The following is a 19,303-nucleotide window of genomic DNA, read 5'->3' as shown; positions in this document are numbered from 1 at the left end:
CGCGCGGACGACGACGGGACCGGCGGCACGCGTCGACGGTCACCGAACGGTCACGGCCGAGCGGCTAGGCTGGCGTCCAGTGCGCGGCAGGGCTGCCCGCACGACACACACGAGCATCTATCGACGGAGAGTGGGCGATCGGCTGTGTCGAGCCAGACGACGGGTACGGACGAGACCGCGGGCGAATTCGGGGCGAACGAGTGGCTCGTCGACGAGCTGTACGAGCAGTACGTCGCCGACAAGCACTCCGTGGACGAGTCCTGGTGGCCGGTCCTCGAGAGCTACCACCGCTCCCAGACCGCCGGCACCCCGGCAGCCGCGTCGGCTCCGCAGTCGCAGTCGACCACGCAGACGCAGTCGACCACGCAGCAGCCTGCGACCGGTGACGCCCCGGCCGAGGCGAAGCCCGCCGGGTCGATCCAGGCGCGGACCACGTCCCGCCAGCCGACGCCGCAGCCGATCCCGGCCGAGGCGAACGACGCCGCGGACGACCACGAGGAGACCCACGAGGACGTCGCGACCCCGCTCCGGGGCATGGCGAAGACCCTGGCGTCGAACATGGACGCCTCGCTCACGGTGCCGACCGCGACGAGCGTGCGGACCATCCCCGCGAAGCTGATGATCGACAACCGGATCGTCGTCAACAACCACCTGCGTCGGGCCCGCGGCGGCAAGATCTCGTTCACGCACCTGATCGGCTGGGCGATGGTCGAGGCGCTCAAGGAATTCCCGAGCCAGAACGTCTCCTACGAGGAGCGCGACGGCAAGCCCTTCGTCGTCACGCCCGCGCACGTGAACCTCGGCATCGCGATCGACGTCCCGAAGAAGGACGGCACCCGCTCGCTCCTCGTGCCGAGCATCAAGCGTGCCGAGACCCTGACGTTCGGGCAGTTCCTCTCCGCCTACGAGGACCTCGTCAAGCGCGCCCGTGACAACAAGCTCACGCCGGCCGACTTCCAGGGCACCACGATCTCGCTGACGAACCCGGGCGGCATCGGCACTGTGCACTCGGTCCCCCGCCTGACGAAGGGCCAGGGCTCGATCATCGGCGCCGGGGCGCTCGAGTACCCGGCGCAGTTCCAGGGCTCGGCGACGAAGACGCTCGTCGAGCTCGGCGTCGGCAAGACCATCACGCTGACCAGCACCTACGACCACCGCGTCATCCAGGGCGCCGGGTCGGGCGAGTACCTCAAGAAGGTGCACGAGCGCCTGATCGGCGAGCACGGCTTCTACGAGGGCATCTTCTCGGCGCTGCGCATCCCCTACAAGCCGATCCAGTGGGCGAACGACATCAACGTCGACCTCGCCCACCGCGTCAACAAGACGTCGCGCGTCCAGGAGCTCATCAACAGCTACCGGGTCCGCGGGCACCTCATGGCGGACATCGACCCGCTCGAGTACCGCCAGCGCACGCACCCGGACCTCGAGATCGAGAACCACGGGCTGACGTTCTGGGACCTCGACCGCGAGTTCGTCACCGGTGGCCTGGCCGGCACCACGAACGCGCCGCTGCGCGACGTGCTCGGCATCCTCCGCGACGCGTACTGCCGGACCGTCGGCGTCGAGTACATGCACATCCAGGACCCGGAGCAGCGCCGCTGGGTGCAGGGCCACATCGAGGTCCCCTACTCGAAGCCGTCGAAGGACGAGCAGCTGCGGGTGCTCGGCAAGCTCAACGAGGCCGAGGCCTTCGAGACGTTCCTGCAGACGAAGTACGTCGGCCAGAAGCGCTTCTCGCTCGAGGGCGGCGAGTCGACCATCGCGTTCCTCGACACGCTCATCCAGCAGGCGTCCGCCGCCGGGCTCGACGAGGTCGCGATCGGCATGGCCCACCGCGGCCGCCTCAACGTGCTGACGAACATCGCCGGCAAGACGTACGGACAGATCTTCCGCGAGTTCGAGGGGTCGTCCCTGCCGGGCTCCGTGTCGGGCCAGGGGTCGGGCGACGTGAAGTACCACGTCGGCACCGAGGGCGTCTTCCGCGCCTCGGACGGGTCGAGCATCCCGGTGACGATCGCGGCGAACCCGTCGCACCTCGAGGCCGTGGACGGCGTGCTCGAGGGCATCGTCCGCGCCAAGCAGGACCGCACCCCGCCCGGCACCTTCGGCGTGCTGCCGGTGCTCGTGCACGGCGATGCGGCGATGGCCGGCCAGGGCGTCGTGGTCGAGACCCTGCAGATGTCGCAGCTCCGCGGGTACCGCACGGGCGGCACGGTGCACCTGGTCATCAACAACCAGGTCGGCTTCACCACGCCGCCGGAGTCGGCCCGCAGCTCGGTGTACTCGACCGACGTCGCCAAGACCATCCAGGCGCCGATCTTCCACGTCAACGGGGACGACCCGGAGGCCGTGGCCCGCGTGGCCGAGCTCGCCTTCGCCTACCGCGAGGAGTTCCACCGCGACGTCGTCATCGACCTCATCTGCTACCGCCGCCGCGGGCACAACGAGGGCGACGACCCGTCGATGACGCAGCCGCTCATGTACAACCTCATCGAGGCGAAGCGCTCGGTCCGCACGCTGTACACCGAGGCCCTCGTCGGCCGCGGTGACATCACTCAGGAGGAGTACGACGAGGCCCACCGCGACTTCCAGGACCGCCTCGAGCGCGCGTTCGCCGAGACGCACGAGGCGCAGACCGGGACGATGCCGGTGATCACCACCGACGACGACGGTGCGGTCGACGGCCTCGAGCGTCCGAGTGCGCAGCGCGACGACACCGAGGTCGAGGTGCACGAGACCGCGATCTCCGAGGAGCTCGTCCGGGCCATCGGCGACGCGCACAGCAACCCGCCCGCCGGGTTCTCGATCCACCCGAAGCTGCAGCAGCTGCTCACCAAGCGCACGGAGATGACCCGCTCGGGCGGCATCGACTGGGCGATGGCCGAGCTCATGGCGATCGGTTCGGTGCTCGTCGAGGGCAAGCCCGTGCGGCTCGCCGGCCAGGACGCCCGGCGTGGCACCTTCGTGCAGCGCCAGGCGGTGTTCCACGACCGGATCAACGGTCAGGAGTGGCTGCCGCTGGCGAACGTCGCCGAGGACCAGGCCCGGCTCTACATCTACGACTCGCTGCTCAGCGAGTACGCGGCCATGGGCTTCGAGTACGGCTACTCGGTCGAGCGTCCCGAGGCCCTGGTGCTCTGGGAGGCGCAGTTCGGCGACTTCGCGAACGGCGCGCAGACGATCATCGACGAGTTCATCTCGTCCGCCGAGCAGAAGTGGGGCCAGCGCTCCGGCCTGGTGCTCCTGCTCCCGCACGGCTACGAGGGCCAGGGGCCGGACCACTCGTCGGCCCGCATCGAGCGCTACCTGCAGCTCTGTGCCGAGGACAACATGATCGTCGCGCGTCCGTCGACGCCGGCGTCGTGGTTCCACCTGCTGCGCCGTCAGGCGTGGGCGCGGCCGCAGAAGCCGCTCGTCGTGTTCACCCCGAAGGCGATGCTCCGGCTGCGCCAGGCCACGAGCCCGGTCGAGGCGTTCACCGGCGGCACGTTCCAGGAGGTCCTCGACGACGACCGCGTGGCCGACCGGGGCGCCGTGCGCCGCGTCGTCCTGCACTCGGGCAAGGTGCACCACGACCTGCGTGCCGAGCTCGACAAGTCCGGTGCGACCGACGTCGCCCTCGTCCGGCTCGAGCAGCTCGCGCCGCTCCCCCTCCGTCAGCTCCTCGACGTGCTCGCCGGGTACCCGCAGGCCGAGGTCGTGTGGGCGCAGGAGGAGCCGGAGAACCAGGGTGCCTGGCCGTACGTCTGCATGAACCTGTCGCCGCACCTGGACGGTCGGCCGCTCTCGGTGGCCGCACGCCCCGCGAGTGCCGCGCCGGCGACCGGGTCGTCGAAGCGTTCCGCGCAGGAGGCATCGGACGTCGTCCGCAAGGCGCTCGGCTGACCGAGCGCACCAGACGAGCCAGACGAGCCAGACGAGGCAGACGAGGCAGACGAGGCAGACGAGGCGCAGCAGCGCCCCGGAACGGACGACTCGCCCCGTGGGAACGGGGCGCGTCGTCCGTTCCGACTACCGGAGCTTCGTGTACCGGACGCCCGACTCGTGGTAGCCGCGCTTCTGGTAGAACCGGTGCGCGCTGTCGGTCGCGGCGGCCGACACCGCACTGAGACGGTGTGCGCCCTGCTCGGCGGCCCACGTCTCGAAGACGTCGATGAGCGCCGAACCGGTGCCGTCCCTCCTGGCCGCCGGGTCCACGACGAGCAGCAGGAGCTGCGCCGTCGGTTCGTCGCTGGCGTAGGACCACGTCACCTGCGCGCCCGCCACCGCGACCGCGCGACCGTCGGCACCACGGACGAGCCACGTGCGGTGTCCCGCCTCCGGGACCAGCCGCTCGAGCCGTGCGCGCATGGCGGGCTCGTCGACGACGTGCCCGAGCAGGCGGACGAGGGCGGTGACGTCGGCGACGTCCGTGTCGGACCAGGTGGTGATCGACTCGGCGGTGAGGGTCATGGGGCCGACCCTACCGACGGCACCGTCCGTGTGACGACCAGTGCGCCCGCGACGGCTAGTGGGTCGCCTGCTCCACGCGGATGCGCGCCAGGATCTCCGACCGGAGCTGGTCCGGCGCGGTCTCCCTGCAGGCACGCTTCACGGTCTCCATGAGGACGACGCCGACGCGGTGCTCGCTCGTGCAGTCCTCGCAGGTCTCCATGTGCTCGCGGATGTCCGCGGCGTCGGCGCCCCGGAGCTCGTCGTGGAGGAACTCCTCGAGCTCGGCCTTGGCCTTCGAGCAGTCGCAGCCGCTCATCGTGCGTCCTTCCCGTCGGTGCGACCAGCGGTCGCAGGTGTCTTCCGGCCGCGTCCACGCATCGTCGCCGTCGACGCTGCGTCCGGGACGATGCCGGTCTCGCGTGCGTGGTCCGCCAGGAGCCCCCGGAGGAGCCGGCGACCACGGTGGAGACGGCTCATGACCGTCCCCACGGGGGTCTTCATGATGTCGGCGATCTCCTGGTAGGAGAAGCCCTCGACGTCCGCGAAGTACACGGCCATCCGGAAGTCCTCGGGGATCGACTGCAGCGCGTCCTTCACGGCGGACGACGGCAGGTGGTCGATCGCATCGGCCTCCGCGGAGCGCGCGGAGATCGACTGCGTGACGCTCTCCGCGCCGCCCAGCTGCCAGTCCTCGAGCTCGTCGATGGTGCCCTGGTAGGGGTTCCGCTGGTTCTTCCGGTACGTGTTGATGAACGTGTTCGTGAGGATCCGGTACAGCCACGCCTTGAGGTTCGTGCCCTGGCGGAACTGCCGGAACGCGGCGTACGCCTTGACGAAGGTCTCCTGCACGAGGTCGGACGCATCGGCCGGGTTGCGCGTCATCCGCATCGCGGCGCCGTACAGCTGGTCCATGAACGGGAGCGCCTGGTCCTCGAAGAGGGAGCGGAGCTCGGCCTCGGACACCGTCTTCTCGTCGGCCGGCTCGGGCTCGGTGCCGTCGAGATCCGCCTCCTCGGACACCGCGTCGAGCTGGGCCTCGGTCTCCTCGACCAGGTCGTGCGGTGCTGCCTGCGGTTCGTCGGTCGTCATCACGGTCGAGTCTAGGCCGGGTCGGCCGTCGAGCGTCGTCCGCACGGGCGGCAGAGCCGTCCGTGTCCGTTCCAGGGTCGCTGTCGCCAATGGTCCTCCCGCTGCGTTCAGTACCCTGGTGAACCGATGGCCGAGTCGACGCATTCCCACCACCCCGATCCGTGGATCGCACCCCGCGCACGCGGGCCGCTGCACGGCGACGTCGCCCTGCCCGGCTCCAAGTCGCTGACGAACCGGGAGCTCGTGCTCGCCGCCCTCGCGGACGGCCCCTCGACGATCCGGCTCCCCCTGCACTCGCGCGACTCCGCGCTCATGGTCGCGGCGCTGCGGCAGCTCGGCGTCGGCATCGAGGAGGTCGAGCCGGCGGGCACGCAGCCGAACCCCCACGGCCCCGACCTCCGGATCACGCCGGCCCCGCTGCACGGCGACGTCGCGGTGGACTGCGGCCTCGCCGGCACCGTGATGCGCTTCCTCCCGCCGCTCGCCGCGCTGGCCACCGGTCCGGTCACCGTCGACGGCGACCCGTACGCCCGGAAGCGTCCGATGGGTGCGGTCATCGGTGCCCTCGCCGACCTCGGCGTGGACGTCACGGACGACGGCGACGGCGCGATGCCCTTCTCGTTCACCGGCACCGGCTCGGTGCGGGGCGGTCGGCTGACGATCGACGCGTCGGCCTCGTCGCAGTTCGTCTCCGGCCTGCTCCTCTCGGCACCGCGGTTCGACGAGGGCCTGCACCTCACGCACGTCGGCGACCGCCTGCCGAGCCTGCCCCACATCGACATGACCGTCGAGGTGCTCCGTGCCCGCGGTGTCCGCGTCGACCAGCCGGCCGTCGGCGAGTGGGTCGTGCACCCCGGGCCGATCGCCGCCCGTGACGTCACGATCGAGCCGGACCTGTCGAACGCGGCGCCGTTCGCGGCGGCCGCGCTCGTGGCGGGCGGCACGGTCCGCATCCGCACCTGGCCGACCGCGACCACGCAGGTCGGGGCCGACCTCGAGACGCTCCTGCCGCTGTGGGGGGCGACCGTGACGCGTGACGGTGACGACCTGGTGTTCGACGGCGGCGTCGGGGTGGCGGGTGGGGCCTCCCTGCCGGGTGTCACGCTCGACCTGACCCGCGGCGGCGAGCTCGCCCCCGCGCTGGTCGCGCTGTCGGCGCTGGCCGACGGACCGAGCGAGATCACCGGGATCGGGCACCTGCGCGGCCACGAGACGGACCGGCTCGCCGCGCTCGCGGCGGACGTGAACCGGTCGGGAGGCTCGGTGCAGGAACTCGACGACGGCCTGCGGATCACCCCCGCTCGCCTCCACGGCGGCGACTGGGCCGCGTACGACGACCACCGGATGGCGACCGCGGGGGCCCTCGTGGGCCTCGTCGTCGACGGCGTCGCCGTCGACGACGTCGGCTGCACGGCGAAGACGCTGCCGCAGTTCCCGGACCTGTGGGCGGACCTCGTGGCGACCGGCACGAAGGGGGCGTGAGACCGTGAGCTGGTGGGACGACGTCGACGGCGACGACACCGACGAGGACGAGGCGTACGGGCAGTACGAGTCGAAGGTGCGCATCCGGCCGAACCCGAAGGGCAACCGCCCGCGCACGAAGGTCCGGCCCACCCACGACGACGCCCCGGTCGGCTGGGTGACGAACGTCGACCGCGGGCGGTTCGGCGTCCTCGTGACGGAGGGCGCGGGGTCGGACGCGGCCGGCGAGCGGGTCATCACCGCGACGAAGGCGCGCGAGCTCGGCAAGAAGTCGGTCGTCACGGGTGACCACGTCTCCCTCGTCGGCGACGTGTCCGGCGACCCCGGCTCCCTCGCGCGGATCGTCAGGGTGGCGGAGCGTACGACGCTGCTCCGCCGCAGCGCGGACGACACCGACGAGGTCGAGCGCGTGATCGTGGCGAACGCCGACCAGATGCTCGTCGTCGTCGCCGCGGCCGACCCCGAACCGCGCACGCGACTGATCGACCGGTACCTCGTCGCGGCGTTCGACGCGGGGCTCGACCCGGTCCTCTGCATCACGAAGACCGACCTCGCGGACCCGACCGACTTCCTCGCGCACTTCGCGTGCCTCGACCTGCGGATCGTGACGAGCCGGTCCGACGACGTGCCGTTCGACGCCCTGCACGAGGTGCTCGACGGCAAGGTCACCGTCACGGTCGGCCACTCGGGCGTCGGCAAGTCCACCCTCGTGAACGCGATCACCGGGTCCACCCGCGCGACGGGCGTCGTGAACGCGGTGACCGGCCGCGGGCGCCACACCTCGTCGTCGTCGATCGCCCTGCGGGTCCGCGACGGCGGGTGGATCATCGACACCCCGGGCGTCCGCTCGTTCGGCCTCGGGCACGTCGAGCCGGCGAACGTGTTCCGCGCCTTCGCCGCACACGCCGTCCCGGTCCGCGAGCCGGCCGACGGCATCCCGCTCGACCAGGCGCACGACTGGGAGATCGTCGACCGCGTGCAGGACGGCGAGCTCGGCCCGACGGGCGTCGAGCGCCTCGACTCGTTCCGGGCGCTCCTGACGGGCATGGGCGGCGAGGACCCCGGCACCGACTGACCCCGGCGGGTGGGCAGCGGGCGCGGCGGGTGTACCGTTGCTCCCCGTGCCTGAAGTTGCAGAGAACAACAATGCGCGCGTGCCGCACCCCCACCACGCCGACCACGCCGCGCGTGCGGACCGCCACGGCGCCCGGACGCTCGCGGTCCTCCGGCCGGAGCACCTCGGCAGCACGCTCCGGTCGTTCGGGTCGCACGTCCTCGTCCCGCTCTTCCTCGCGGTCGGGATGACCCTCGCCTACCTCGGCGCGTTCCACGCCCCCACCCCGCACGAGCTCCCCGTCGGCATCGTCGGTCAGGGGCCCACGGCGCAGGTGTTCGCCCAGACCGTCACCGACGGGTCGGACGGCGGGCTCGTCGCCCACGTGGTCCCGACCACGACCGCGGCCGAGCGCGCCGTGCGGGACCGCGACCTCGCCGCCGTGTACGCACCCGGCACGTCCGGTGCGACGCTCTACGTCTCGACCGCGGCGAGCGAGACCACGGCGTCGGCGGCCGAGAAGGTGTTCCTGCCGATCGCCTTCCGGCAGCACCTGCCGTTCACGGTCGAGGACGTCGTGCCCACGGGCAGCGAGGACACCACCGGCCAGGGCCTGTTCTTCCTGCTCGTCGGCCTGAGCGTCGGCGGCTACGCCTCGGCCATCGCGGTCGCCGCCGCGGCCGCCCGGCTCCGTGCGTTCTGGACCGTGGTCGTCGGCGCCGCCACGGCTGCGGTGGTCGCCGGCATCGGCGTCGTGGTCGCCGGTCCGCTCTACGGGGTCGTCCCGTCGCACCGGTGGGAGGTCTTCCTCGTCGCCTGGCTCTACGACGCCGTGATCATCGCGCTCGGCGTCGGACTGCACCCGCTGCTCGGGCGGTGGACGACGCCGATCCTCACGATGCTGTTCGTGATGCTCAACTTCACGAGCTCGGGCGGCATCTTCCAGCCGGCGTTCCAGCCCGGCTTCTTCGCGGCGCTCAACACGTTCTGGAGCGGTGCCGCGTGGCTCGCCGCGGCGCAGGACCTCGTGTACTTCCCGGCGGCGTCGCTCGCCCGCCCGCTGGTCGTCCTGGCGCTCTGGCTCGTCGTCGCCGTGCTGCTCGGCGTCCTCGTGCACGGGCTCGCCGCCCGACGCACGCGGCTCGCCCGCGAGCGCGCGGTCACCCGGCTCGAGGAGGAGGAGGTCGTGGCCGCCTAGCCGCCGGGCCGAGCCGCTAGCCTGGCCTCCGTGGACCTCAGCGCCGACCTGGACTTCGCCCGCTCGCTCGCCGACACCGCCGACGCGATCAGCCTCGAGCGGTTCCGCGCCGCCGACCTGCACGTGTCGACGAAGGCCGACAGCACGCACGTCACCGACGCCGACCAGGCGGTCGAGCGGGCGCTCCGCGAGCGGCTCGCCGCCGAGCGGCCCGACGACGCCTTCCTCGGCGAGGAGACGACGGCGGACACCGGCGCGGACGCCGTCAGCGAGGGTCACCGGCAGTGGGTCGTCGACCCGATCGACGGGACCGCGAACTACCTGCGGGGCGTGCCCGTGTGGGCGACGCTGATCGCCCTCGCCGTCGACGGACGACCGGTGCTCGGCGTCGTCAGCGCCCCGGCCCTCGGCAAGCGCTGGTGGGCGGCGGAGGGCCTCGGCGCGCACTCCACCGACGGTCCGTTGCGCGTCTCCGGCGTCGCGGAGCTCGCCGACGCGAGCCTCAGCTACAACAGCATCCAGCAGTGGGACGAGGACGACCGGCTCGACGCCCTCGTCGCGCTGTCCCGGAGGGTCTGGCGGACGCGGGCCTACGGCGACATGTGGTCGTACATGCTCGTCGCCGAGGGGGTCCTCGACGTCGCGGGCGAGCCGGACCTCAAGCCGTGGGACATCGCCGCGCTCGTGCCGATCGTCGAGGAGGCCGGCGGCCGCTTCACCTCGCTCGACGGCGACCCCGGGCCCTGGCACGGCAGCGCGCTCGCCACGAACGGCCTGGTGCACGACGCCGTGGTCGAGGTCATCCGCCGCTCGGACGCCTGAACCGTTCCGCGCCGAGCACCGGCGGTGTACCCCGCTTGTCCCCCTCGACGAGCCACCCATCCCCGTGACACCCCCCGTCCGGGGGCACGGGGGGTGTCCCGGGGGGCATGCACCCCCCGGACTGGGGACACGCCCGTCGGACAACGTGCTTACGGACCGGTCGAGGCCGTTCGTCGCCTTTGTTATCGTGCTCACAGGCGACCGGTGGGAGTCGCCCGGATTCCCTAGATCCGGGCTCCGTCCCGCGGGTCGTGCGTTTCGTCCGAAAAACCCTAACCCGAGGGGTGGTCCAGACGATGACTTCATCGTTCCCAGGCGGAACCGAGTGCACCCTCACTCGTCGTCCGCGTTATCTCACCGACAGCCCTGGTGCGCGCTCCGTCGCCGCCTCGCGTCCGTCCGTCGCACCGGTCACCCGCCGTGCCGACGACCGGACCCCGTCCGTCGCCACGGTCACCCGCCGTGCCGTCGACCGGACGCCCTCCGCACGTCCCGTCCCCGGACCCGGAGGCCGGTGAGTCATGGCACTCACCGGTCGCCGTCTCGAGGTCGACCGGATCACGACCCTCGCAGCACTCCCTCGTGAGTCCGCGATGGTCGTCGTCGGCGACCCTGGTTCCGGGCGCAGCAGCGTCCTCGACGCGGTCGCAGACCGCGTCCCCCTCCCCGTCGTGCGGGTCGGTGTCAACGGGAGCGAGTCCCGTTGGCCCCTGGCCGGCGTGACCTCCCTGTTCACCGCGCTCGACGACCCCCGAGCCACCGCCCACATCGCCCACCTGCTGCAGGCGGGCGCTGCCGGGACCGGTGCGCCGTCCGGTCTGGCAGCCGCGCACGACTTCCTCGAGGCCGTGCAGACCCTGACCCTCCCGCCGACGGTCGTCCTCATCGACGACCTCGACCGGATGGACGAGGACAGCCAGGAGCTCATCGCGTTCCTCGCCGGTCGGCTCGCCGGCACGGCGCTCCGCCTGGTGGCCACGGTGCGCTCGGTGTCGTCCGGCAGCCCGCTCGCCGCGCTGCCGATGCTGCGCCTCGAGCCGCTCACGGCCGACGACGCACTCGTCCTCGCCAGGAGCATGGCGCCCGAGGGCGCCAACGACGGGGTCCTCGCGATCCTCGCCGACGCCACCGGGGGCAACCCCGGGGTGCTCCGTGAGCAGTTCGAGGCGCTGAGCCACGCGCAGCTCACCGGAGCGGAGCCGCTCGTGCTGCCGCTGCGCCCGACCGCGACGACCGAGGCGATCGCCGCCTCGACGCTCGAGCGTCTCGACGGTGTCGCCGCCGGTGGCACGCGGACCGACGGCGCCGACGCGGGACGTGATCTGGACGTCCTCGCCCGGCTCGCACTCGTGCCGGTGGCCCGGACCACCGGGTGGGACCGCGACGCCCTCGACGACCTCGCCGACGCGGGGCTCGTGGTGGTCCGCGGACAGTCCGCGACCGTCCGCGACCCGCTCGTCCGGTCGGCGCTGTACTGGCGCATGACCGCGAGGTCCCGCCGGTCCCTGCACACGGAGCTGGCCGCGGCGAGCGCCGACGTCGACCCCCGTGCCGCCGCGTGGCACCGCAGCTTCGTCGACGACGTGCCCGACTCGGTCGCGCTGCTCGAAGCAGCAGCGGCCCACGTCGCCGACGGTGCGCCGCACGCCGCGGTCGCCCTGGCCGAGCGTGCCCTGCACGTCGGCTCGGGGTGCGAGGACGAGCGCGCCGCGCTGCTCCGCGTCGCCGAGGCGATGCTCGCGCAGCGCCTGCTCGGCCTGGCGGCGCGCTACCTCGCCGCGATCCGTCCGTTCCGTCGCCAGGAGGACGAGGTGCGGCGGCTCCGGCTGCTGTACTCGGTCCAGTACCTGCGCGGCGAGACCGTCCACGCGGACGAGCTGCTCGTCCCCGTCGCGGCGGGAGCACCCGAAGCCCCCGCCGTCGCCGGACTCCTGGCGATGGTCGCGAGCTTCCGCGCGGAGACGTGGGACCTCGATCAGGCCAGGGACCTCCTCGCCCGGGTGGAGCAGCTCGGACCGGTGCTCACCCCGCACACCGCGGAGATCGCCGGCGCCGTGCAGTGCCTGGTGGCCGCGGTCGACGGCACCCTGCCGGCCGACACCGAGCTGTACGACGGACTCGCGACCGCGCGGCTCCTCGCGATGTCGGACCCCGCCCTGCTCCTGGTGGCGCACGCCCTGAGCATCGCCGAGCGCGCCCGCAGCGCCCGGCGGGTCTTCGCCCTCGTGCTGGCCCGCAGCCAGGACACGCAGACCGTCTGGGCCGAGGGAGCCCGGTACCTGACGGCGGAGAACGAGCTGCGGTCGGGCAACTTCCGACAGGCCCTCCGCGCGGTGGACGCGTGGGAGGCCGGTGCCGGGGCCGCCCAGCGCGTCCGGGAGCCCTCGCGGGTCGTCGCGATCGCGTGGCGGCACTTCGCCGAGGGACGTTCGTACGAGGCGCTCGAGGTCGTCGACCGGTGCCTGGCACTCCGCTCGACGGCGCTCCTCTGGGGCACGACGGCCAAGCTGCACGCGCTGCGCGGTCGGGTGCTCCTGCTCGACGGCAGGGTCGAGGAGGCCGTCGTGGCACTCGAGGCGGCCGACGCGGTCGGTCGGTCCCTGCGGAACCCGGCGGTGCTCCGGCACCTCGGGGACCTCGTCGAGGGGTACGTCCGCTCCGGCCGGATCGACGACGCCCGTTCGGCGACGGCCCGGCTCGCGGCCGACCACCACGCACGACCGTCGCGCTGGGGTGCCCTGGTGCTCGCACGGAGCCTGGCGCTCGTCGCCGACGACACCACCCGCGAGACCGCACGGCGTCGGGCGCTGGAACTGTTCCAGCCGCACGACTCGCAGTACGAGCGCGCGCGCACGTTCGCCGCGCTGGCGGTCGTCGGCACCGTCGCGGAGCGTCCGCGGCTCGGTGCCGCCGCCGCGGCGGCCTACGAGGCAGCGGGGCTCCGGCGCCCGCTGGCGACGCCCCAGGCCCCGGCCGCGATGCCGTCGTTCGGCGTGCCGACCTCGCTCCGTTCCGGCCCGACGCCGTCCGCGCCGGTCCCCGGGACGCCGCGGAGCGCTCCGGACGCGTCGGCGGTGCTCACGTCGCTGACGGCCGAGGAACGTGCCGTGGTGCAGAAGGTGACCGAGGGCTACCGCAACCGGGAGATCGCGTCGTCGCTCTTCATGTCGCAGCGGACGGTCGAGCTCCGGCTGACGCAGATCTACCGCAAGGTGGGTGCACGCTCGCGCTCCCACCTGGTGGCGCTGCTCACCTGACCGGTCGCGACCCGACCACGCGACGGGAGGCCCGGTGCCGGCTGGCACCGGGCCTCCCGTCGCGTGGTGGAGGGCGTCCGCCCCGGTGCCGGGTTGCGGGAGACCGCACCGTCCGCCGCCGCGTCGCACCGCGACGGCGGTGAACCGCAAGAGCGGGCGGCGGGTGTTGTCGCGACGGTGGCGCCGGGTGAGGCTTCTCCTGCACCGACCGCCGTGCCCTCCCCGGAGGGCCAGCCCGCACCCCGAACGTCCGGTACCCGAACCGTCGTCCCGGGTCCGTCCCCGCCTGATCCGCGGACGGACACGGCCGACGGTCCCGGACACGCGGCAGACCCGACGGCGGTCGGTGCCGCTCCCCTCGACCGACCCCGCGGTCCCCACCCGAACGGACACCAGATGTGCGGCATCATCGCGGCCCGTGTCAGTGACGACGCGACCCCCTTCCTGCTCGACGGTCTCGAGCGCCTGGAGTACCGGGGGTACGACTCGGTCGGCATCGCCGTGCGGACGGCGTCCGGGAAGCTCGAGACGGTCCGCTCGGTGTCCCGCGTCGGCGACCTCCGTGCGCTGGTCGCCGCGCGCGCCGACGCCGCCCCCGCGTCCGACGCCCGTTCCGGTGTCGGCATCGGGCACACGCGCTGGGCCACGGACGGTGCCGTGCGCGAGGAGAACGCGCACCCGCACGCCGACTGCTCGGGGCGCATCAGCATCGTGCACAACGGGACCATCGACAACGCCCACCAGCTCCGTGCCACCCTCGAGCGGCAGGGGCACGTGTTCCGGTCCGACGTCGACTCCGAGGTGATCGCGCACCTCGTCGAGCGGGCCCTGGGCGTCGACCCCGACCTCCTCCTGGCCGTCCACATCGCGGTCGCGCAGCTCGAGGGGTCGTGGGCGATCGTCGTCCTCGACGCCCGGGACGGCCGGATGGTCGCCGCGGCGGACCGTTCCCCGCTCGTCGTCGCACGGTCCGACCGCGGTGACTTCGTGTCGAGCGACGTCGGTGCCATCGCGGAGTGGTGCGAGACCTTCGTCCCGCTGCGCGACGGCGACGTCGTGGAGCTCGGCGAGGCGTGGAGCTGGTCGTCGGAGGGCGTCGCGGTACCGGTGCCGTTCCCGACCGCCTCGCCGTTCGCGCCGAGTGCGCTCGAGCTCGGCGACCACCCGGACCACATGGCGAAGGAGATCGGCGAGCAGCCGGAGGTCGTCGCGGCGCTGCTCGACCGGGTCCGACGGCGGACCGCGGACGGCAGCACCTGGGTCGGGCTCGGCCTGCCGCCGTTCGACCGGTTGGCGGTCGTCGCGTGCGGGACGTCCCTGCACGCCGGGCAGGTCATCGCGGGCACGCTCCGCACGCTCGGCGGCGTCCCCACGGACATCGTCGTCGCGAGCGAGGTGGACCACGTGGTCCTCGCGCCGGGGACGCTCGTGGTCGCCATCAGCCAGTCCGGCGAGACCGCCGACGTCCTCCGCGCGCTCGACCGGCTCGACGAGCGGCACCCGGTGCTCGCGCTGACGAACAACGTGCACTCGTCCCTGGCCCGGCGGGCCGACGCCGTCCTCGACTGCCACGCGGGACCGGAGGTCGGCGTCGCCGCGACGAAGACCTTCACGGCCCAGGTCCTGGTCGGGGTCACCGCCGTGGTGTCCGCCCTCGTCGCCTCGGGTCGGCTCGAGGCGAGCCGTGCGACCGCCCTCGTCGACGAGCTGGCGGAGCTGCCCGAGCGGATGGCCACGGCCGCGGCCGTCGCCGCCGACCGGGTGCCCCTGCTCGCGACCACGGTGCGGGACGCCCCGGGGTTCCTCTTCCTCGGCCGCGGACCCGGACTCCCCTACGCGGCGGAGGGAGCGCTGAAGCTCGAGGTCCTCAGCTACCGCTGGGCCGAGGCGTACCCGGCCGGCGAGCTGAAGCACGGCCCGCTCGCCCTCGTCGACGAGGGCACCCCGGTCGTCGTCGTCGACCACGGTGACCCGCGCCTGCAGTGGGCCGTCGCCGAGGTGCGGGCGCGGGGCGGGTTCGTCGTCACCGTCGGCGGCGAGGGCACCGACCTGCCGGCGCTCCCCCGACGCACCGACGCCGCCGACCTGGCGTGGGGACGCTCGACCGCACCGTGGGGTCCGATCGAGGCCGTCGTGCCGCTCCAGATGCTCGCCCGCGAACTCGCGCTGCAGCTCGGCTGCGACGTGGACAAGCCCCGCAACCTCGCGAAGTGGGTGACGGTCGAATAGCCAGGCACACGCACACCAACAAGCTCACGGTGTTCCTCGCCGTACTGGCGGGCCTCGCGATCGTCGCGACCGTCGTGGTCGTGGTGCTCGTGGTCGTCGACGCCATCACCTAGACGACCACCGGCCGGCGGGTGCACGCCCAGACGTCTCCCCGTCGGGACCTGCGATCCTGGGGCCTTGACCGCAGCAGCCCCGCCCCTCGTGTTCGTCGCCGTCCTGGTCGGCGCCGTCCTGCCGTTCGTCCCCCTGCTCGGCCGGGTCGCGCGGATCGCCGCGACGATCGTGCACGAGGTCGGTCACTGCGTCGTCGTCGTGCCGTTCGGCGGCCGCATCGACCGCATCGACCTGCACCCCGACGGCTCCGGCGAGGCCTGGGTACGTCTCGGCAGGGTGCCCGGCGGCATCCGCTGGCTCGTCCGGGTCCTGAACCTGTTCGCCGGGTACAGCGCCCCGCTCTGGGCGGGCGTCCTGCTCGTGACCGGGGTGCTCGAGGGCTCGCGGTGGCTGCCGGTCGCGGTGCTCGCGGTCGTCGGGCTCGTCGCCCTCGCGTTCGTCCGGAACTGGTTCGGGCTGCTCGTGGTCGTCGGGTTCGACGCGCTCGCGCTGTGGGTCGCGCTCCGCCCCTCGGAGGCGACCGTGCTCGTCGTCGCCGCGGTCGGTGCGGCGTTCGTGGTCGACGGGCTCCGGTCGCTCGTGCACGTCGCCCGGTGGCTCGCCACGGGGGCACGCGTGCAGACGGACTTCCACATCGCCGCCGCCGAGATGCGGGTGCCGGCCGCGCTCTGGTTCGTGCTGTTCGTCGCGGTGAACGGCGTCGTGGTCTGGTTAGCTCGCGAGCCGCTGCTGGCGACCTGGGACACCGTCGCGGCCGGGGTGCGCGCGCTGGTCTGACGCACCGCCGTCGCGCCGTCGCTGCGCGAGCGGGGACACCCGCGGACGTAACCGGACGCCGCACAACGGCACGCCGTCGCGCGGGCTGCGAGAGTACCCGCACGACCCGGGACACCAGGAGGGGACCATGACGGACGACGGCCACGGCTTCGCGACCGAACAGGTGCACGGCGGCTTCCTGCCGGACACCGCGCACGGTGCACGGGTGCCCGCGATCCACATGTCGTCCGGGTTCCTCTTCGAGGACTTCGAGCAGGCCCGCGACCGCTTCGCCGGCACCGACGACGGGTACACGTACACCCGGCTCGGCAACCCGACGAACGCCGACGTCGAGCGCCGCGTCGCCCTGCTGGAGCGGAGCCCCGAGGCGATCCTCGTCGGCAGCGGCCAGGCCGCGGTGACGGTCGCGCTGCTCGGGCTGCTCGAGGCCGGCGACCACGTGGTGAGCGCCCGGAGCATCTACGAGGGCACCAAGGGGCTGCTCCTGCAGAACCTCGCACGCCTCGGCATCGAGGTCGACTTCGTCGCCGACCAGCGCGACCTCGACGCGTGGGCGCGCGCGGTCCGACCGAACACGAAGCTCTTCTTCGCCGAGACGATCCCGAACCCGAAGAACGACGTCCTCGACATCACCGGGGTCGCCGACACCGCGCACCGGGCCGGGGTGCCGCTCGTCGTCGACAACACCCTGGCGACGCCGTACCTCGTCCGGCCGGTCGAGCACGGCGCCGACGTCGTCGTGCACTCCGCCTCGAAGTTCCTCTCCGGGCACGGTGCCGGCCTCGGCGGGCTCGTCGTCGACGGCGGCCGGTTCGACTGGTCCCGCCACCCGGAGCGCTTCGCGCACCTCACGACGCCGGACCGGGCCCTCGGCGGCCAGAGCTACGTCGAGCGGTACGGCAGCCGGGCCTTCGTGGTCTACGCCCGCGACGTCGTCGCGTCCCGGATCGGCCCGTCGCCGTCGCCGTTCAACGCGTTCCTGCTCCGCCAGGGCATCGAGACCCTGTCGCTGCGCGTCGAACGCCACAGCGCGAACGCGCTGGCCGTCGCGTCCTTCCTGGAGCAGCAGCCGGAGGTGACGAGCGTCGACCACGCGGGTCTCGCCTCCAGTCCGTACCACGACCTCGCCCAGCGCTACCTGCCCCGCGGGGCCGGCTCCGTCTTCGCGTTCACGCTCGCCGGCGGCGAGCCCGCGGCTCGCGCGTTCATCGACGCGGTCGAGCTGTTCAGCCGGATGACCCACCTCGGCGACGTCCGCTCGCTCGTGCTCCACCCGGCGACCACGACGCACGCCGGGCGCACCGCGGCCGAGCGGGCGGACCTCGGGATCGGCGACGGGCTGGTCCGCCTGTCGATCGGCATCGAGGACGTCGCCGACCTGCTCCGCGACCTGGAGCGCGGCCTCGCCGCAGCGCGCGCCGTCACCGGCCGGGAGGCACGCCCCGCCCCCGCCTCGGAGGTCGCCTCCCTCGCGCACACGGTCCCGCAGGGCCACGTCGTGGTCGAGGAGGTCTGAGCATGGGCGACCTGCAGCACTTCGGGTACTTCTTCTCGCGGGGCTTCGGCCCGCAGGCGTGGGGTCGGGCCGACTGGGACTGGGGCCACGACTGGACGAAGCCGGCCCTGTACCAGCAGTCCGTGCGTGCGCTCGAGGACGCCGGCATGGACCTCGTCATCGCCGAGGACGCGATCTCGCTCGGCAGCCCGGCGACCCTCGACCTGCGCATCCGGCAGGCGTACGGCGGCCCGAAGCACGACCCGCTGCTCCTCGCGCCGTACCTCTTCGCGGCGACGCAGCACATCGGCATCGCGCCGACCGTGAACGCGGGCATCACGCCCCCGTACCTCGCGGCCCGGCAGGCGGCGACGCTCGCGCACCTGTCCTCGGACCGGTTCGGGCTCAACGTCGTCACGGACACGGGGAGCGCTCGGCACGTCGGTGCGGCCCCGCTCCCCCACGACGCCGCGTACGACCGCGCCGAGGAGTGGATCACCCTGCTCCGTCGGCTCTGGCGCTCGTGGGGCGACGGGTACGTCGGCGACCCCGCCGACTGGCACTTCGCCGACGGCGACGCCCTCGACGCGTTCCACCACGAGGGCGCGTACTTCACCGCGGACGGCCCGCTCAACGCGCTGCCGCTCGACGCTGACCCGGTCGTCGTCTCCCCCGGTGGCTCGGGCCGCGGCCTGGGCTTCGCCGGCACGCACTCGGACGTCCAGCTCGCGCTGGCACCGCTGACGGCCGCCGCGGTCCGCTCCTACCGTGAGAAGGTCCTGACGGCCGCGGCGGACGCGGGGCGGAGCGCCGGCGACCTGCGCGTGCTGTTCGTGCTGAAGCCCGTGCTGGTGCCCTCCGTCGAGGAGGCCGACCGGATCGTCGAGGCGTCACGACACCCGTCCGACGACGACCTGCGCGCCGCGGCCGTCGCGTGGTCGAGCGATTCGGAGACCGACCTGCTCGCCCTCGACCTCGACGCGCCGATCCCGGCCGGTACCTTCGGCGACCACGTGTCGGCCGGGACGATCCGCGGGCTGGTCGGGGACACCCCGGACGCGCCGCTCCGCGAGCTCCTCACGCGGAAGGCCCGGCTCGGTCGGATCAGCGCGCACGAGGGCTTCGTCGGGACGGCCGAGGAGTTCGCGGACTTCGCGGAGGAGCTCGGCGCGGACGCCGACAACGACGGCTTCATCCTGTCCGGTGACCTGCACCCGGCGCAGGTGTACCGGATGACGGGCGACCTGGTGCCGGCGCTCCGGCGTCGCGGGCTCCTCCGCCGCGAGTACGGCGACGGGGGCATGCGGGCGAACCTGTTCGAGTTCTGACCCGCACCCGGACCCGCTTCTCCG

At 73.3% G+C, this 19,303-nt stretch carries 14 protein-coding genes; 11 read left to right on the top strand and 3 right to left on the bottom strand.

Translation table 11 applies throughout. The features are described 5' to 3' along the window. Positions 1-144: 144 nt before the first annotated feature. Positions 145-3,885: a multifunctional oxoglutarate decarboxylase/oxoglutarate dehydrogenase thiamine pyrophosphate-binding subunit/dihydrolipoyllysine-residue succinyltransferase subunit gene (locus AB0N84_RS08270; protein ID WP_363545139.1), complete on the top strand. Its 3,741-nt coding sequence runs from the start codon at positions 145-147 to the stop codon at positions 3,883-3,885. A 126-nt stretch (positions 3,886-4,011) separates the two neighbouring features. Here the strand turns inward: AB0N84_RS08270 and AB0N84_RS08265 are convergent, their stop codons facing one another. The 3 genes from AB0N84_RS08265 to AB0N84_RS08255 are packed head-to-tail and all read right to left on the bottom strand — an operon-like array spanning position 4,012 to position 5,523. Next, positions 4,012-4,452: a GNAT family N-acetyltransferase gene (locus tag AB0N84_RS08265; RefSeq protein WP_069710707.1), complete on the bottom strand. Its 441-nt coding sequence runs from the start codon at positions 4,450-4,452 to the stop codon at positions 4,012-4,014. Positions 4,453-4,507: 55 nt separating this feature from the next. Next, positions 4,508-4,750, bottom strand: coding sequence for a zf-HC2 domain-containing protein (locus AB0N84_RS08260; RefSeq protein ID WP_182047647.1), 243 nt, complete (start codon positions 4,748-4,750; stop codon positions 4,508-4,510). After that, positions 4,747-5,523, bottom strand: a complete 777-nt coding sequence (locus AB0N84_RS08255; protein ID WP_069710705.1) for a sigma-70 family RNA polymerase sigma factor — start codon at positions 5,521-5,523, stop codon at positions 4,747-4,749. The genes AB0N84_RS08260 and AB0N84_RS08255 overlap by 4 nt, the downstream gene beginning before the upstream one ends. Positions 5,524-5,649: 126 nt before the next feature. On the opposite strand from AB0N84_RS08255, the gene aroA reads away from it, so the two are divergent. The 10 genes from aroA to AB0N84_RS08205 all read left to right on the top strand — a co-directional run bounded on the left by aroA (position 5,650) and on the right by AB0N84_RS08205 (position 19,279). Then, entirely contained in the window at positions 5,650-7,005 is a 1,356-nt protein-coding gene (aroA, locus tag AB0N84_RS08250; protein WP_363545134.1) for a 3-phosphoshikimate 1-carboxyvinyltransferase, read from the top strand. A 4-nt stretch (positions 7,006-7,009) separates the two neighbouring features. Then, complete coding sequence (gene rsgA / locus AB0N84_RS08245; protein ID WP_363545131.1) at positions 7,010-8,080, top strand: ribosome small subunit-dependent GTPase A; 1,071 nt, start codon at positions 7,010-7,012, stop codon at positions 8,078-8,080. 46 nt (positions 8,081-8,126) lie between these two features. After that, positions 8,127-9,257 (top strand): hypothetical protein, encoded by a 1,131-nt coding sequence (locus tag AB0N84_RS08240; RefSeq protein ID WP_363545128.1) that lies wholly within the window; start codon positions 8,127-8,129, stop codon positions 9,255-9,257. Positions 9,258-9,287: 30 nt separating this feature from the next. Beyond that, positions 9,288-10,079, top strand: a complete 792-nt coding sequence (locus AB0N84_RS08235; RefSeq protein ID WP_363545125.1) for an inositol monophosphatase family protein — start codon at positions 9,288-9,290, stop codon at positions 10,077-10,079. 521 nt (positions 10,080-10,600) lie between these two features. Further along, positions 10,601-13,336, top strand: coding sequence for an AAA family ATPase (locus tag AB0N84_RS08230; protein ID WP_363545122.1), 2,736 nt, complete (start codon positions 10,601-10,603; stop codon positions 13,334-13,336). Between the two features lie 396 nt (positions 13,337-13,732). Next, on the top strand, positions 13,733-15,565 hold the full coding sequence (gene glmS / locus AB0N84_RS08225) for a glutamine--fructose-6-phosphate transaminase (isomerizing) (protein ID WP_363545119.1): 1,833 nt from the start codon (positions 13,733-13,735) through the stop codon (positions 15,563-15,565). Then, complete coding sequence (locus tag AB0N84_RS08220) at positions 15,547-15,678, top strand: hypothetical protein (RefSeq protein ID WP_262982029.1); 132 nt, start codon at positions 15,547-15,549, stop codon at positions 15,676-15,678. The genes glmS and AB0N84_RS08220 overlap by 19 nt, the downstream gene beginning before the upstream one ends. 64 nt (positions 15,679-15,742) lie before the next feature. Then, positions 15,743-16,456 (top strand): M50 family metallopeptidase, encoded by a 714-nt coding sequence (locus AB0N84_RS08215; protein WP_363545116.1) that lies wholly within the window; start codon positions 15,743-15,745, stop codon positions 16,454-16,456. Positions 16,457-16,583: 127 nt separating this feature from the next. After that, positions 16,584-17,972: a PLP-dependent transferase gene (locus tag AB0N84_RS08210; RefSeq protein ID WP_363545113.1), complete on the top strand. Its 1,389-nt coding sequence runs from the start codon at positions 16,584-16,586 to the stop codon at positions 17,970-17,972. Between the two features lie 2 nt (positions 17,973-17,974). Beyond that, entirely contained in the window at positions 17,975-19,279 is a 1,305-nt protein-coding gene (locus AB0N84_RS08205; protein WP_363545110.1) for an LLM class flavin-dependent oxidoreductase, read from the top strand. Positions 19,280-19,303 lie beyond the last annotated feature (24 nt).

It is taken from the genome of Curtobacterium sp. NPDC089185, from assembly GCF_040685235.1.
In the GTDB taxonomy this organism is placed as follows: Bacteria; Actinomycetota; Actinomycetes; order Actinomycetales; family Microbacteriaceae; genus Curtobacterium; species Curtobacterium citri.
The sequence above is the reverse complement of the archived record's forward strand: the minus strand, read 5'-3'. Positions and strand labels throughout refer to the sequence as shown.